The 13939-nt window shown below is 65.8% G+C and carries 18 protein-coding genes; 12 read left to right on the top strand and 6 right to left on the bottom strand.

Going from position 1 to position 13939, the window contains the following annotated elements:
- Nucleotides 1–74: 74 nt before the first annotated feature.
- From ACMGDH_RS13805 to ACMGDH_RS13820, 4 genes are all read right to left on the bottom strand, one after another.
- Complete coding sequence (locus tag ACMGDH_RS13805; RefSeq protein ID WP_436828536.1) at nucleotides 75–332, bottom strand: ribbon-helix-helix domain-containing protein; 258 nt, start codon at nucleotides 330–332, stop codon at nucleotides 75–77.
- Nucleotides 329–2155: a cobaltochelatase subunit CobT gene (cobT, locus tag ACMGDH_RS13810; RefSeq protein ID WP_436828537.1), complete on the bottom strand. Its 1827-nt coding sequence runs from the start codon at nucleotides 2153–2155 to the stop codon at nucleotides 329–331. The genes ACMGDH_RS13805 and cobT overlap by 4 nt, the downstream gene beginning before the upstream one ends.
- Nucleotides 2156–2157: 2 nt before the next feature.
- Nucleotides 2158–3162, bottom strand: a complete 1005-nt coding sequence (gene cobS, locus ACMGDH_RS13815) for a cobaltochelatase subunit CobS (RefSeq protein WP_436828538.1) — start codon at nucleotides 3160–3162, stop codon at nucleotides 2158–2160.
- A gap of 75 nt (nucleotides 3163–3237) precedes the next feature.
- Nucleotides 3238–3852 (bottom strand): winged helix-turn-helix transcriptional regulator, encoded by a 615-nt coding sequence (locus ACMGDH_RS13820; protein ID WP_436828539.1) that lies wholly within the window; start codon nucleotides 3850–3852, stop codon nucleotides 3238–3240.
- Between the two features lie 173 nt (nucleotides 3853–4025).
- Here ACMGDH_RS13820 and ACMGDH_RS13825 point away from each other — a divergent pair, with 173 nt between their 5' ends.
- The 7 genes from ACMGDH_RS13825 (at nucleotide 4026) to ACMGDH_RS13855 (ending at nucleotide 8450) form a co-directional block, all read left to right on the top strand.
- Entirely contained in the window at nucleotides 4026–4466 is a 441-nt protein-coding gene (locus ACMGDH_RS13825) for a VOC family protein (protein ID WP_436828540.1), read from the top strand.
- Between the two features lie 44 nt (nucleotides 4467–4510).
- Nucleotides 4511–4996 carry a VOC family protein gene (locus tag ACMGDH_RS13830; protein ID WP_436828541.1) on the top strand — a complete coding sequence of 162 codons (486 nt, stop codon included), beginning with the start codon at nucleotides 4511–4513 and terminating at the stop codon, nucleotides 4994–4996.
- A 13-nt stretch (nucleotides 4997–5009) separates the two neighbouring features.
- Nucleotides 5010–5681, top strand: a complete 672-nt coding sequence (locus tag ACMGDH_RS13835) for a glutathione S-transferase family protein (protein ID WP_436828542.1) — start codon at nucleotides 5010–5012, stop codon at nucleotides 5679–5681.
- Nucleotides 5682–5692: 11 nt separating this feature from the next.
- Entirely contained in the window at nucleotides 5693–6412 is a 720-nt protein-coding gene (locus tag ACMGDH_RS13840; RefSeq protein WP_436828543.1) for a DUF1428 domain-containing protein, read from the top strand.
- A gap of 106 nt (nucleotides 6413–6518) precedes the next feature.
- Nucleotides 6519–7277, top strand: coding sequence for a VOC family protein (locus ACMGDH_RS13845; RefSeq protein WP_436828544.1), 759 nt, complete (start codon nucleotides 6519–6521; stop codon nucleotides 7275–7277).
- 23 nt (nucleotides 7278–7300) lie between these two features.
- The gene (locus ACMGDH_RS13850) at nucleotides 7301–7768 is read left to right on the top strand and encodes an SRPBCC family protein (RefSeq protein ID WP_436828545.1); all 468 of its coding nucleotides are present in this window, start codon (nucleotides 7301–7303) and stop codon (nucleotides 7766–7768) included.
- 34 nt (nucleotides 7769–7802) lie between these two features.
- On the top strand, nucleotides 7803–8450 hold the full coding sequence (locus tag ACMGDH_RS13855) for a glutathione S-transferase family protein (RefSeq protein WP_436828546.1): 648 nt from the start codon (nucleotides 7803–7805) through the stop codon (nucleotides 8448–8450).
- A 12-nt stretch (nucleotides 8451–8462) separates the two neighbouring features.
- Here ACMGDH_RS13855 and ACMGDH_RS13860 read toward each other — a convergent pair whose 3' ends face one another.
- Nucleotides 8463–9077, bottom strand: a complete 615-nt coding sequence (locus ACMGDH_RS13860; RefSeq protein ID WP_436828547.1) for a J domain-containing protein — start codon at nucleotides 9075–9077, stop codon at nucleotides 8463–8465.
- A 36-nt stretch (nucleotides 9078–9113) separates the two neighbouring features.
- Here ACMGDH_RS13860 and ACMGDH_RS13865 point away from each other — a divergent pair, with 36 nt between their 5' ends.
- From ACMGDH_RS13865 to ACMGDH_RS13880, 4 genes are all read left to right on the top strand, one after another.
- The gene (locus ACMGDH_RS13865) at nucleotides 9114–9398 is read left to right on the top strand and encodes a BolA family protein (protein WP_436828548.1); all 285 of its coding nucleotides are present in this window, start codon (nucleotides 9114–9116) and stop codon (nucleotides 9396–9398) included.
- Between the two features lie 2 nt (nucleotides 9399–9400).
- A complete protein-coding gene (locus ACMGDH_RS13870; protein WP_436828549.1) occupies nucleotides 9401–10102 on the top strand; it encodes a glutathione S-transferase in 702 nt (233 codons plus the stop codon).
- A gap of 83 nt (nucleotides 10103–10185) precedes the next feature.
- The gene (locus tag ACMGDH_RS13875) at nucleotides 10186–11085 is read left to right on the top strand and encodes a pirin family protein (protein WP_436828638.1); all 900 of its coding nucleotides are present in this window, start codon (nucleotides 10186–10188) and stop codon (nucleotides 11083–11085) included.
- Nucleotides 11086–11171: 86 nt separating this feature from the next.
- Entirely contained in the window at nucleotides 11172–12074 is a 903-nt protein-coding gene (locus tag ACMGDH_RS13880) for an alpha/beta fold hydrolase (RefSeq protein WP_436828550.1), read from the top strand.
- A gap of 79 nt (nucleotides 12075–12153) precedes the next feature.
- Here the strand turns inward: ACMGDH_RS13880 and ACMGDH_RS13885 are convergent, their stop codons facing one another.
- Nucleotides 12154–12699 (bottom strand): hypothetical protein, encoded by a 546-nt coding sequence (locus ACMGDH_RS13885; RefSeq protein WP_436828551.1) that lies wholly within the window; start codon nucleotides 12697–12699, stop codon nucleotides 12154–12156.
- A 138-nt stretch (nucleotides 12700–12837) separates the two neighbouring features.
- Here ACMGDH_RS13885 and ychF point away from each other — a divergent pair, with 138 nt between their 5' ends.
- Entirely contained in the window at nucleotides 12838–13938 is a 1101-nt protein-coding gene (ychF, locus tag ACMGDH_RS13890; protein WP_436828552.1) for a redox-regulated ATPase YchF, read from the top strand.
- Nucleotide 13939: the final 1 nt, after the last annotated feature.

Raw genomic sequence — 13939 nt, forward strand, 5'->3', positions numbered from 1 at the left:
TAGGTTCGTTACGCGGCGAGCTATTGCGAATCGTTTGCAGAGTCAACGCTAATGCGAGTTGATCGCATCAAGTATCAAATTGTCGCAGCTTCGCTCCTGTGCAACAGCCAGCTGCGCAATGCGCTCGCCAGGTTCGGGGGATCGGGTGTCTGGATCCGCGCGTGATCGATCGCAGCGATCAGCGCATTGAGCGGCAGCCCGAAATCGGCGGCAGCGGCTTCGAGCGCTTTCCAGAAGACCGGTTCGAGGCTGATCGAGGTGGGATGGCCGGCGATGGTCACCGATCGCTTCACCGGCCCGTGGAAGCCTCCGGGAGGCGGGTCGATCGTCACTCGGTATCGAACAGCGCCGCGAGCTGTTCGACCATCGTGCCAGCGAGCTGCTCGGCGTCCATGATCGTCACCGCCCGCTGGTAATAGCGCGTCACGTCGTGGCCGATCCCGATCGCAACGAGTTCCACGGGCGAGCGCGCTTCGATCCAGCCGATCACCTGGCGCAGGTGCCGCTCCAGATAGCTCCCCGAATTCACCGACAGCGTCGAATCGTCTACCGGCGCGCCGTCCGAGATCACCATCAGGATCTTGCGATCCTCCGGCCGGCCGATCAGACGGCCGTGCGCCCAGAGCAGCGCCTCGCCGTCGATATTCTCCTTGAGTAGCCCCTCGCGCATCATCAGGCCTAGGCTGCGCTTGGCGCGGCGCCAGGGCTCGTCGGCCTGCTTGTAGACGATGTGGCGGATGTCGTTGAGCCGGCCGGGCTGCGCCGGGCGGCCTTCGGCGAGCCATTTCTCGCGACTCTGGCCGCCCTTCCAGGCGCGCGTGGTGAAGCCCAGGATCTCGGTCTTGACCCCCACCCGTTCGAGCGTACGCGCAAGGATGTCGGCGCTGATCGCGGCGATCGAGATCGGCCGGCCGCGCATCGATCCCGAATTATCGATCAGCAGCGTGACCACGGTGTCCTTGAACTCGGTGTCGCGCTCGATCTTGTACGAGAGCGACTGCATCGGATTGACCACCACGCGCGCCAGCCGCGCCGCGTCGAGCAGCCCCTCTTCCTGGTCAAAGTCCCAGCTGCGGTTCTGCTGCGCCATCAGCCGGCGCTGGAGCCGGTTGGCAAGCTTGGTGACTGCGCCCTGGAGATGGACGAGCTGCTGGTCGAGGTACGAGCGCAGCCGGTCGAGCTCCTCGGCGTCGCACAGCTCGGTCGCGGCGATCACTTCGTCGAACTGGATCGTATAGGGGTGATATTCGAACTGCGGAGGCAAATCGCTCCACGGCCGGTTGGGGCGCGTGGGGAGCATGCCCTCGTCGCCTTCGTCCCCTGGCTCGCCGTCGCTGTCCTCCATCGCGTCGGACTGCTGGTCCTCGCCCTCCTCGCTCTGATCGGAGTCGCGCTGCTCGCCGCGCGCCTCGACTTCGCCCTCGCCCTGCTGGCCCTCGGAGTCGCCCTCTTCGTCGCCGGGCTCCTCCTGCTCGTCACTGCCCTCGTCCTCGCCGCCGCCTTCGTCGGCTTCGTCGGGCACCATGTCTCCTTCGGTGAGCTCGAGATCATGGAGCAGCTTGCTGGCGAGCTGGGCGAAGGCCCGCTGGTCGTCGATCGCGAGCGCGAGCGCGTCGAGGTCAGAGCCGGCGCGCTCCTCGATCCAGTCGCGTACCAGCGCCATGCCGAGCGCGGCGCTGGCCGGCGCCTCACGGCCGGTGAGCCGCTCGCGGACCATCAGCCCCACCGCAGTCGAAAGCGGCACTTCCTCGCGGTTGCGGGCGCGAGCGATCGGATCCGAGCGCAGCCGCACGGCAAGCGAATGCTCGAGATTGTCCGCGATTCCCGCATAGCCGCGCGAGCCCAGCGCTTCGATCCGCGCCGTCTCGACGGCATCGAACACCGCGCGCGCGACGGCCTCGCCCGGCGCGCCGTGCTGGTGGAGCGCGCTGTCGTGATGCTTGATCCGGAGCGCGAACCCATCCGCGAAGCCCCGCGCCTCGGCCACCTGATCAACCGGCAGCGTGCGTGAGGGCATCGGCACCTTGATGCTCCGCCCGTCCTGCCGCGGCGGATCGGAAGTGAAGCTGAGCTCCGCCTCGGGCTCACCCGAAAGCGCACGCGCGGCCCCGCCGAGAACGGCGCGCAATTGCTCCAGAGGCGAGTCCGCGGCCACCCTCAGGCCTTGGAGACGACGCTCTCGGGCAAGTCCTTCCCGAACACGCGCTGATAATATTCAGCGACCTGCGCGCGCTCGGCCTCGTCGCATTTGTTGAGGAACGAGAGGCGGAAGGCGAAGCCGACGTCCTTGAAGATCTCGGCATTCTGCGCCCAGGTGATCACGGTGCGCGGGCTCATCACGGTCGAAATGTCGCCGGCGATGAAGCCCTTGCGGGTGAGATCGGCCACGCGAACCATGTTCTCGACCAGCTCCTTGCCGCCGGGCTTGTCGTAATCGCCCGATTTGGCGAGCACGATCTGCGCCTCGGTCGCGGCGGGGAGATAGTTGAGCGTCACCACCACGTTCCAGCGGTCCATCTGGCCCTGATTGATCTGCTGGGTGCCGTGATAGAGCCCGCTGGTATCGCCCAGACCCACCGTGTTGGCGGTCGAGAACAGGCGGAACCAGGGGTTCGGCCGGATCACCCGGTTCTGGTCGAGCAGCGTCAGCTTGCCCTCGGTCTCCAGTACGCGCTGGATCACGAACATCACGTCGGGCCGCCCCGCATCATATTCGTCGAAGACGAGCGCAGTCGGCGTCTGCAGCGCCCAGGGGAGCAGGCCCTCGCGGAATTCGGTGACCTGCTGGCCGTCGCGCAGCACGATCGCGTCGCGGCCGATCAGGTCGATGCGACTGATGTGCGCGTCGAGGTTAATGCGGATGCAGGGCCAGTTGAGCCGCGCCGCCACCTGCTCGATGTGCGACGACTTGCCGGTGCCGTGATAGCCCTGGATCATCACGCGGCGATTGTAGGCGAAGCCCGCCAGGATCGCGAGCGTCGTATCGGGATCGAAGACATAAGCGGGATCGAGATCGGGGACGCGCTCGTCCGCCTCGCTGAAGGCAGGCACCTCCATGTCGATGTCGATGCCGAACAGGTCGCGGACGCTCACCTGCTTGTCGGGCGCTTCGAGGATCGTCGTCTCGCGGCTGTCGGGCTGCGTGTTGGGAATATCGGCCATCACTGCTTCCTGGAGAATGCGAGTGCGAGTTAGTCGCTCGCACCCGCCGCCGCAACGCCAAAGCCACGCAGGCGCTCAGTCGTTCTCGAACTTGGGCAAGTGGAAGAGATCGACGAAGCGCTGGCCGAGCGCCGGATCGCCGGTGAAGCGCACCCTCCCCAGCCGCTGGGATTCCTCCAGCGGGTCGCGGCCGTAGAAGGTGGGAGCGAGCGCCGTCGGCTCGCCTTCGAACAGCAGCTCGGCGCCCTTCGGATCGGCGCGCTCGATTTCGAGCCGGCCGTCGATCACCTGCGCCCGAAAGGGCTCGCCGCCCACGCGGAAACCCAGTTCGGCGGGAAAACCGCGCGCCGCGTCGCGATCGATCATCGTGCGCAGCGAGAGCATGAGCGCGGTGTTGCTCAGCCCCAGCGTCACGTCGTGCGCGGGCGATCCCGCCGCCCAGCGGCTCAAGGAGAAGATCGGCTCCTCCAGCTTCTTCCCCCAGCTCGTCAACTCATAGACCTGCGCATTGGCAGGCGACGGCAGCGTGCGCCGCCGGAGGATGCCCGACGCTTCTAGCCCCTCCAGCCGCTGGGTGAGGATGTTGGCGCTGATGCCCGGAAGGCCCGCACGCAGCTCGCTGAATCGGCGTCCGCCCAGGAGCAGCTCGCGCACGATCAGCAGCGCCCAGCGCTCGCCGATCAGTTCCATCGCAAGGGCAGTTCCACAAGCATCCGGATACCAGCGCCGCGACTTGCCCAGACCCGAGTTGGTTATTTTTTGTGACTTCATAGTTGCTTTATGTAACTCAATGCTGCATCAGGAGCAAGTAGGTGATTCGCCGGAGCCCGATCCGGCCACCGCGAACGAGAGGGAGCGAAACGATGACTCAGATGATCTTCATCAATCTGCCGGTGGCCGATGTGGCCAAGTCGACCGCATTTTATGAAGCGATCGGCTGCACCAAGGACGAGCGCTTCAGCAACGAAGCCGCCTCGGCGATGCAGCTCAGCGACTCGATCGTGTTCATGATCCTGTCGCAGGACTTCTTCAAAACCTTCACGCCGAAGCCGCTCGCCGACGCGCATGCGACTACCGAAGTGCTGATCGCGCTCTCGCGGGACAGCCGCGAGGCAGTCGACGCGATCGTCGAGAAGGCGGCGGCTGCCGGCGGCAAGGCCGACATCCGCGAAAAGCAGGACATGGGCTTCATGTACGGCCGCAGCTTCGAGGATCCGGACGGCCATATCTTCGAGCCGATGTTCATGGACATGGAAGCCGCGATGGCCGCCTTTCCCGAGGGGCCGGCGCACGAACCGGCCTGAAAACAAAAGGGCGACGCCTAAGCCCACTCCACAGGAGAGAGATGATGGACAAGCAACTCACCACCTGCATCTGGTACAACTACACTGCCGAGGAAGCCGCGAACTTCTACGTCTCGCTCTTTCCCGACAGCCGGATCACCAGCGTACAACGCACCCCTTCGGACACGCCCTCGCAAAAGGCCGGCGAAGTGATCGTCGTGGAGTTCGAGCTGATGGGCCATAAGTTCATCGGCCTGAACGGCGGACCGATGTTCCCGCAGACCGAGGCGGTCAGCTTCGTCATCCACACCGAGAATCAGGAAGAGACCGACAAGTTCTGGAACGCGATCGTCGGCAACGGCGGCGCCGAGAGCATGTGCGGCTGGTGCAAGGACAAATGGGGCGTAAACTGGCAGGTCACGCCCAAGCAGTTGATCGAGCTGGGGCTTCAGAACCCCGACCGCGCCGCCGGCAAGCGCGCGATGGATGCGATGATGCAGATGCGCAAGATCGACATCGCCACAATCGAAGCCGCCGCGCGCGCCGCCTGAAGGGAGAAGCACGATGCCCGTCGATCCCAATGCACCGGTCGAAGTCACAGCCTTCGACTGGGTGCCCGACTTCGCCCGCTCCTATGTCCGCGACTTCCGCGTCCGCTGGGCGCTCGAGGAAGCGGGCATCCCCTATCGGACCCGGCTAATCAGCGCGGTGAACCGTCCGCAGGACTATTTCGCCGAGCAGCCCTGGGGGCAGGTGCCGTCCTATCGCGACGATATCGTCCAGCTCTTCGAGTCTGGCGCGATCGTGCTCCACATCGGCCGGGATTGCGAGACGCTGCTGCCCGCAGACCCGGCCGGCCAGGCGCGGGCCGTGGCCTGGACGATCGCCGCGCTCAACAGCGTCGAGCCGCTGCTGATGGAGCTGGTGACGGTCGATGTCTTCCACGCCGGCGAGCAATGGGCGGCGCTGCGTCGGCCCGGGCTGGTGGAGGATATCCGCACGCGGCTCGCACGACTCGCCGAAGCACTCGGCGATCGCGACTATCTGGAAGGCCGGTTCACCGCCGGTGACCTGTTGATGGCCGCGGTACTGCGCGCGCTCGACCACACCGATTTGCTCGCCGAGCAGCCACGCCTCGCCGCCTATCAGCAGCGCTGCCTGGCCCGGCCGGGCTATGCTGCTGCGATCCAGGCGCAGCTCGCCGATCTACAGACCGAACAACCAAAAGCTGCCTGAGGAGAGATGTCATGACCTATGTCGAAGGATTTCTGACCCCCGTCCCCACTGCCAACAAGGACGCCTACAAGAAGCACGCCGAAGGCGCGATCGACCTGTTCCTCGGCCTCGGTGCGACACGCTTCGTCGAAGCCTGGGGCGACGATGTGCCCGACGGCAAGACCAACGACCTCAAGAAGGCGGTCGACCTCAAGGACGACGAGACCGTACTGTTCAGCTGGCTCGAATATCCGGACAAGGCGACGCGCGACGAGGCCAATCGCAAGATGATGGAGAATCCGGACCTGATGAACATGGACATGCCGTTCGACGGCAGCCGCATGATCTTCGCGGGGTTCGAGCCCTTCGTCGAAGTCGGCGAAGGCAAGGGCACCGGCTATCTCGACGGCTATGTCCTGCCGGTGCCCGCGGGCAACAAGGACGCATACAAGGCGATGGCAGAGAAAGCCGCCGCGGTCTTCCGCGAATATGGCGCGCTGCGCGTCGTCGAAGCCTGGGGCGAGGAGACCCCGGACGGCAAGAAGACCGACTATAATCGCGCCACGTTACGGAAAGACGATGAGCGCGTCGTCTATTCCTGGGTCGAGTGGCCGTCCAAGGAAGCGCGCGACGCCGCCTGGCCCAAGATGATGGAGGACGAGCGGATGAAGCCGGACTTCTCCAACATGCCGTTCGATGGCCAGCGGATGATGTGGGGCGGTTTCGCGCCGCTCTTCGACGCGAAGGGCTAAAGCCCCCGGTCCTTCGCCCAGGGCGAAGCCGAGCCACCCCCCCAAAGGCTCGGCTTCGCCCGCAGCGGCGGCGATCTTCAGCCCGATTACCTTTAGGAGACACGCGATGACCAACCCCCATGGAAGCTGGATCTGGTACGAGCTGCTCACCACCAACGCCGATGCCGCGCTCGATTTCTATACCAAGGTCGTTGGCTGGACTCCGAGCAAGTTCGAAGGCGCACCGAGCGATTACACGATCCTCAACGCTGGCGGCGACGGCGTCGGCGGCCTGATGAAGAACCCGATGCCCACTGCTCCCGCCTGGCTCGGCTACATCGGCGTCGACGATGTCGACGCGACCGTGGCGAAGATCGAGTCGCTCGGCGGCAAGGTCCATATGCCGCCCACGACCATGGACCAGGTGGGTCGGATGGCGCTGGTCGAGGATCCCCAGGGCGCCAAATTCTACGTGATGCGCGGCGAGAGTCCCGAGCCCAGCAAGGCCTATGGCCGGATGGAGCTCGGCAAGGGTAGCTGGAACGAGCTGCAGACGAGCGACGATGCCGCCGCATTCGATTTCTACAGCAAGGTGTTCGGCTGGAAAAAGGCCGGCGCGATGCCGATGCCGTGGGGAGACTATAGCTTCCTCACCCCGGACGGCGAAGCGGAGGTCTGGGGCGCGATGATGCCGCGCGAGAAAGCCGAAAACCCGATCGGCTGGAACTTCTACTTCCGCGTCCCCGACATCGAGGAGGCGTTCGAGAAGGTGAAGGCCAATGGCGGCACGCCAATGCACGATCCGATGGAAGTGCCCGGCGGCGAGCGCGTCTTCTTTTCCACCGATCCGCAGGGCGCCGGCTTCGGCCTCGTCGCGCCCAAGTAACCGAAACCACAAGGAGAGAAGCAATGTCAGCCCATGAGCTCGTCGTCGAGCGCCTGATGGACGCGCCTGCCAGCGCATTGTGGCGCGCCTATACCGATCACCTCGGCGAATGGTTCTGCCCGCCGCCCTGGCGCGCCGAGGTGACAGAGATGGATCTGCGCGCGGGCGGACGCGCGGCGATCACCATGTACGGCCCGGACGGCGAAGTGATGCCCAACGACGGCGTCTATCTGGAAGTGATCCCCGAACGGCTGATCGTCTTCACCGATGCCTTCACCAAGGGCTGGGACCCGGCCGGGCCGTTCATGGTCGGATCGTTCGAGTTCGAGCCGCAGCCGGGCGGAAAGACGCTCTACCGCGGCCGCGCGCGCCACTGGACCGAGGAAGCGCGCGCCCAGCACGAAGCGATGGGTTTCCACCAGGGCTGGAGCAAGGTCGCGGAGCAATGGGAAGCGGTAGCGAAGCGCATCGCCGAGAGCGTCGGCGCCTGAGCGCATCGGCACCTGCGCTAAGGAGCAGCTCGCGATGTCCGTCACCATCACCGCCTTTGAACGGTCGCCCGATGGCGGCAAGGGGCTGGCGCGCGATACGCGCGTCCGCTGGGCGCTGGAGGAAGTCGGCCAGCCCTACGAGGTTCGCCCGGTTTCGTTCGGGGCGATGAAGGAGCCCGCACATCTCGCGCTGCACCCCTTCGGTCAGATCCCCACCTATGAGGAAGGCGATCTCGCGCTCTTCGAGACTGGGGCGATCGTGTTCCATATCGCGGAGCGGCATGCAGGCCTGTTCCCGAACGATCCGAATGCCCGGTCACGCGCGATCACCTGGATGTTCGCCGCGCTGAGCACGGTGGAGCCGCCGATCATAGAGCTCGCGAACGCCAGGATTCTCGAGAGCGACAAGCCATGGGCCTCGGCGCGCATGCCGATCGTCGAGGATCGCGTCCGTGATCGGCTGGGCCAGCTCGCGCTTCGCCTCGGCGACACGGACTGGCTCGACGGCGCGTTCAGCGCAGGCGACCTGATGATGATCTCGGTGCTTCTCAGGTCGAGATCATCGGGGTTGCTGGACGAATATCCGACCCTCGCCGCCTATGTCGCCCGCGGCGAGGCGCGCCCCGCCTACAGGCGCGCCTTCGATGCGCAATTGGCAGTCAACAAGCCATCGGCCAGCTGAGCAACCCAGCTGCTAGGCGAACGCCGGTGAGCTCTTGAGCTGCTGATACGCCTCGATCACTCGCTGGAGCTTGGCCTCGTGGCTGCGGTCGCCGCCGTTGCGGTCGGGATGGTAGCGGCGGACCAGCTCCGAATAGCGCTTTCGCAGCGCCATCCGGTCGGCATCGATCTCGAGCGCAAGCGTGGTGAGCGCCTCGCGATCCCGGCCCGAAAGCGGCTTGCCGTCCTTGCGCTCGCCGCGATCCTTCATGCGGTCGCGGAAACGCGCGCCGATCGCGTCGAGCGGGTCGGAGAAATCGGCCCAGCGCGGCGGCCGGTCGGCACCGCCGGTCGCGTTGAACGCGCGGGTTTCGCGCTCCCACCCGGCGAACGGTCGTTGCGCGTCATGGATTTCGTCGGGGCTCATGCCCGCGAAGAAATTATATCCCGAATTGAACGCGCGGACGTGATCGAGGCAGAGCCAGCGATAGTCTCCAGGCCCGTCGAATCCGTGGCGCGGTGCTGCGCTCGGCGCACGAAACTCGCCCGGCTCGGCACAGCCCGGCTCGGCGCACAGCCTTCCCTCCGCTTCCACGCGGCCGTGGAAACGTGCGTTCGGTCGATCCTTTTTCGGCTGCCCGTCAGCCACGCTACCTCCCTCGAACAAACCGCCTATATAGGCGCCATGACCGACCCTTCCAGCGGCGCACTCGCCGACATCATCGCCGCCCGTCTGATCGCCGCGCTCGCCCCGACGCAGCTCGAAGTGATCAACGACAGCCACCATCACAGCGGCCATCTCGGCGACGACGGCACCGGCGAGTCGCATTGGACGGTGGCGATCGAAAGCGGGGCCTTCCAGGGACTTTCGCGCGTTCAGCGCCAGCGATTGGTCAACAACGCGCTCGCCGATCTGCTCGCCGGCCGCATCCACGCGCTAGCGATCAGGGCACGCGCTCCGGGAGAGTGAATATGACGACGTACAAGCTCTGGTACTGGGCCGAGATCCAGGGTCGGGGCGAGTTCGTCCGGCTGCCGATGGAGGCGGCGCAGATCGCCTATGTCGACATGGCGCGCGAGCGGGGCTCGGACGCGCTGATCGCCGACATGCAAGCACGCCAGGATCACCCGCCCTTCGCCCCGCCGTATCTCGACACCGGCGACATGGTGCTCTCGCAGGTCGCCAACATCCTGCTCTATCTGGGGGACAGGCACGGCATCGCCCCCGAAGATCCGGCGGGTCGCTACTGGCTCCACGAAGTCCAGCTCACCATCACTGATTTCGTCGCCGAGGTGCACCAGGTCCATCACCCCGTCGGCACCAGCCTCTATTACGAGGACCAGAAGGCCGAGGCCGCACGCTTCGCGCAGGAATTTTGCGAAGAGCGGATGCCCAAGTTCCTCGGCTGGTTCGAGCGTTCGGTGCAGGGCGAGTGGCTTGCGGGCGACGCATGGAGCTATGGCGACACCTCGATCTTCCAGCTGATCGAGGGGCTGCACTATATGTTCCCCCGGCGGATGAAGGCGATCGAGGGGAATTATCCCAGGCTCGCCACGATCCGCGATCACGTCGCGGCGCTCCCCGGCGTCGCCGCCTATTGTGCCAGCGATCGGCGAATCGGCTTCAACACCCAGGGCATCTTCCGTCACTATCCCGAGCTCGACGCCGGATGAGCCACACGATCGGGTGCCACGCGATCGGGTGATTGTCGCCGCGTGCCTCCGCGGGCTATGCCGAACACCAGCCGGAGGAAGCGATGCGCGAAGACCTGTTCATCCAGACGATCGAACCCACCACGCACGACCTGGGCGGGTTCAAGGTCCATCGCACACTGCCGTCGCGGCCGCGCACCATGGTCGGCCCCTTCATCTTCTTCGACCAGATGGGGCCGGCGCATCTCGATGTGGGCAACGGGATCGACGTCCGCCCGCATCCGCACATCAATCTCGCCACCGTCACCTATCTCTACGCCGGCGCGATCGACCATCGCGATTCGCTCGGCACCTTCGCCACGATCGAGCCGGGCGCAGTCAATCTGATGACCGCGGGCAACGGCATCGTCCACTCGGAGCGCTCCCCCTCCGCCGAACGCGCCAAGGGACCGGAGCTTTCGGGAATCCAGACCTGGATAGCGCTGCCCGAGGCGGTCGAGGAGATGGACCCCGCCTTCGAGCACGTCGCCGCCGGCCAGCTTCCGACCGTCGAAGCCGCCGGGGTACGTGCCCGAGTGATCATGGGCAACCTGTGGGGCGCCGCGGCGCCGACCACCACCTATGCCGGCACCATCTATGCCGATATCGAGCTCGCGCCCGGCGGCAGCATCCCGATCGATCCCGAGGCCGATGAGCGGGCCCTGTACGTGGCGCTGGGCGAAGCGAGCCTGGACGGCATGCCGCTCGCGCCGCTGACGCTTTACGTCCTCCGCCCCGGCACGGCGGCGACGCTGCGCTCGCAGGCGGGCGGCCGCGTGATGCTGTGCGGCGGCGAAGCCTTCCGCACCCCGCGCCACGTCTGGTGGAACTTCGTCTCCTCCGATCGCGACCGTATCAACCAGGCCAAGGAAGACTGGAAGGCCGGGCGCTTCCCTAAGGTTCCGGGCGACGACAAGGAATGGATCCCCATCCCCGAGATCCCGAAGACGGTCAGCTATCCATGATGGCCGCGCCTAGCTTGTAGAAGCGCGATTTTTCCCCCAGCCTTCGCATGCGCCCTTCGACAGGCTCAGGGCGAACGGAGGTGAGGATGCAGAAGGATTTCGCCCTCGAACGCTTCGCCCTTCCCACCGGCGTCGAGCTCGACGTCGCGATCGCAGGCGATCCGAAGAACCCCCCGATCTTCCTGCTCCACGGCTTCCCCGAATCGCATCGCACTTGGCGCCACCAGATCCCGATGCTCGCTGCCGACCATCATGTGATCGCGCCGGACCAGCGCGGCTATGCCCGCTCTTCCAAGCCCGAGGGGGTGGAACAATATACGCCCGACAAGCCGGTCGCCGATCTCCTGGCGCTAGCCGATGCGCTCGGCATCGACCGCTTCACGCTGGTCGGCCACGACTGGGGCGGCGCGATCGCCTGGATGGCCGCGCTCCAGCATCCGGGCCGCGTGGACCGACTGGCGATCGTCAACGGACCGCATCCGCAGATCTTCCAGCGCTCGCTGTTCGACGATCCCGAACAGCGCCGCGCCAGCCGCTACATCCGCACCTTTCGCGACACGAGCATCGACCAGGGGCTCGTCGGCGCCGGGCTCGAGCGCTTCTTCGCCTCGACCTTCACCCAGCATCTGGTGAGCGCAGTCGCGGGCGAGGACAAGGCCGCCTATCTCGACGAATGGAGCCAGCCCGGCGCGATGACCGCGATGCTCAATTGGTATCGCGCAAGCAGCATCGTCGTCCCGGCGGAGGGCGAACAGGTCGAGCGGCCGGCGTGGATCGACGGCCCCTTTCCGCTGGTGGCACAGCCGACTCTGGTGATCTGGGGAATGAAGGACAGGGCATTGCTCCCGATCCAGCTCGACGGCCTCGACCGTCTGGTGCCCGATCTCACGCTGGCGAAGATCGAGAACGGCGGTCATTTCCTTCCGTGGGAGAGGCCCGATGCCGTGAACGCGGCGCTGCGCGACTGGCTGGCGCGGACGGCCGGTTGATCCGAGCAACCGGCATCGTCGAAGCCCGTCGCTCCCCACGGACGCGCCAGGGCACCCGCGGGGAGCGTTCGTGCGAAGGTCAGGCGCCCGAGGAGTCGAGCTTCTCACGCAGCGCCTGGAGATACTGCATGCGCTCGACCTTGTCCTTTTCGGCGAGCGGCCCGTGGCCCGCTTCGGCAGCTTCGAGCACGCACGCGGTTACGATATTATACCCCCGCTCGTTGGGTTCGGTGCCTGCCACGAACTTGGTCCGGACATTCTCGGCATAGGCCCAGTCGAGATAGTCCTGCATCGTCGAGCGCGCGAGCGTCGGGCCGCCTTCGTTGGTGATCATCGCGCCGCCCACCGTTTCGTCCAGCTGGCCGCGATAATAATCTTCGTAGAGCTTGAGATCGCCAATCGGCAGCGTTGAGAGCGCGGCCTTTTGCCAGCGCAGCGCGGTAAGACAATCGACGTTGTGCGCGGCCTTGCGCTTCTGCTTGTCGAGACGTTCGGCCTCGATTTTCTTGGCCTTGGCTGCGGCTTCCGCCTTGGCGACGGCCTCCGCGTCTTCACACCCGCCGAGCCCGAGTGCCAGCGCTGCCCCCGCGCAAAACAGCGCGGCCGTTCTTCCTCTCCTGTTCATTATATTTACTCCCCTTGTGCTTGGGGGAGTGTGTCACAGTGCCGAGCCAAGTCAACGCACCTCTCAAACGCTGGAAAATGCCCGTCGAACCCTCTATCGGCGCACCATCTCCCTTTCCTACGAACAGGCTATTCTCCCATGGGTTTCCGCTGCGGCATTGTCGGCCTTCCGAACGTCGGCAAGTCCACGCTCTTCAACGCGCTGACCGAGACTGCGGCGGCACAAGCGGCCAACTATCCCTTCTGCACGATCGAGCCCAATGTCGGGAACGTCGCCGTGCCCGATCCGCGGCTCACCAAGCTCGCCGAGATCGCCGGATCGGCCAAGATCATCGAAACCCAGCTCGGCTTCGTCGACATCGCCGGGCTCGTACGCGGCGCATCGAAAGGCGAGGGCCTGGGCAACCAGTTCCTTGGCAACATCCGCGAGGTCGACGCGATCGTCCACGTCCTGCGCTGCTTCGAGAACGACGACATCCAGCACGTCGACAACAAGGTCGATCCGATCGCAGATGCCGAGACGGTCGAGACCGAGCTCATGCTCGCCGACCTCGAGAGCCTCGAGAAGCGCGTCCCCAACTACATCAAGAAGGGCCAGCAGGGCGACAAGGAGGCGAAGATCGCCGCGAGCGTGCTTGGCCAAGCGCTCGATCTGCTCCGTGACGGCAAGCCCGCGCGCCTCACCGAGCCGAAGGACGCCGAGGAAGCCAGGGTCCTCGCCCAGGCGCAGCTGCTCACCGGCAAGCCCGTGCTCTACGTCTGTAACGTCAACGAAGAGGATGCCGCGAACGGCAACGCCTTTTCGGCGCGGGTGTTCGAGAAGGCCAAAGCCGAGGGTGCCGAGGCCGTTGTCGTCTCCGCCGCGATCGAGGCCGAGATCGCGACCATGCCCGCCGACGAGCGCGCCGAGTTCCTGGCCGAGCTGGGACTGGAGGAGACCGGCCTCGCCCGCGTGATCCGCGCAGGCTACAAGCTGCTCCACTTGCTCACCTTCTTCACCGTCGGCCCCAAGGAAGCGCGCGCCTGGACCGTCGAGGTGGGCGCCAAGGCACCCCAGGCAGCGGGCGCGATCCACACCGATTTCGAGCGCGGCTTCATCCGCGCCGAGACGATCGGCTATGAGGATTACGTTCAGTTCAAGGGCGAGGCCGGCGCGCGGGATGCGGGCAAGCTGCGCTCCGAAGGCAAGGAATATGTCGTCCAGGACGGCGACGTGATGCTGTTCCGCTTCAACGTCTGAT

Source organism: Sphingomonas radicis (assembly GCF_051400635.1).
In the GTDB taxonomy this organism is placed as follows: Bacteria; Pseudomonadota; Alphaproteobacteria; order Sphingomonadales; family Sphingomonadaceae; genus Sphingomonas.

What these genes read in the sequence shown, in the direction of transcription:
- ACMGDH_RS13825 (WP_436828540.1), top strand. Translation starts at nt 4,026, where the DNA reads ATGACTCAGATGATCTTCATCAATCTGCCGGTGGCCGATGTGGCCAAG.
- ACMGDH_RS13875 (WP_436828638.1), top strand. Translation starts at nt 10,186, where the DNA reads ATGCGCGAAGACCTGTTCATCCAGACGATCGAACCCACCACGCACGAC.
- ACMGDH_RS13830 (WP_436828541.1), top strand. Translation starts at nt 4,511, where the DNA reads ATGGACAAGCAACTCACCACCTGCATCTGGTACAACTACACTGCCGAG.
- ACMGDH_RS13835 (WP_436828542.1), top strand. Translation starts at nt 5,010, where the DNA reads ATGCCCGTCGATCCCAATGCACCGGTCGAAGTCACAGCCTTCGACTGG.
- ACMGDH_RS13840 (WP_436828543.1), top strand. Translation starts at nt 5,693, where the DNA reads ATGACCTATGTCGAAGGATTTCTGACCCCCGTCCCCACTGCCAACAAG.
- ACMGDH_RS13865 (WP_436828548.1), top strand. Translation starts at nt 9,114, where the DNA reads ATGACCGACCCTTCCAGCGGCGCACTCGCCGACATCATCGCCGCCCGT.
- ACMGDH_RS13855 (WP_436828546.1), top strand. Translation starts at nt 7,803, where the DNA reads ATGTCCGTCACCATCACCGCCTTTGAACGGTCGCCCGATGGCGGCAAG.
- ACMGDH_RS13845 (WP_436828544.1), top strand. Translation starts at nt 6,519, where the DNA reads ATGACCAACCCCCATGGAAGCTGGATCTGGTACGAGCTGCTCACCACC.
- ACMGDH_RS13870 (WP_436828549.1), top strand. Translation starts at nt 9,401, where the DNA reads ATGACGACGTACAAGCTCTGGTACTGGGCCGAGATCCAGGGTCGGGGC.
- ychF (WP_436828552.1), top strand. Translation starts at nt 12,838, where the DNA reads ATGGGTTTCCGCTGCGGCATTGTCGGCCTTCCGAACGTCGGCAAGTCC.
- ACMGDH_RS13885 (WP_436828551.1), bottom strand. Translation starts at nt 12,699, where the DNA reads ATGAACAGGAGAGGAAGAACGGCCGCGCTGTTTTGCGCGGGGGCAGCG.
- ACMGDH_RS13820 (WP_436828539.1), bottom strand. Translation starts at nt 3,852, where the DNA reads ATGGAACTGATCGGCGAGCGCTGGGCGCTGCTGATCGTGCGCGAGCTG.
- cobS (WP_436828538.1), bottom strand. Translation starts at nt 3,162, where the DNA reads ATGGCCGATATTCCCAACACGCAGCCCGACAGCCGCGAGACGACGATC.
- ACMGDH_RS13880 (WP_436828550.1), top strand. Translation starts at nt 11,172, where the DNA reads ATGCAGAAGGATTTCGCCCTCGAACGCTTCGCCCTTCCCACCGGCGTC.
- ACMGDH_RS13850 (WP_436828545.1), top strand. Translation starts at nt 7,301, where the DNA reads ATGTCAGCCCATGAGCTCGTCGTCGAGCGCCTGATGGACGCGCCTGCC.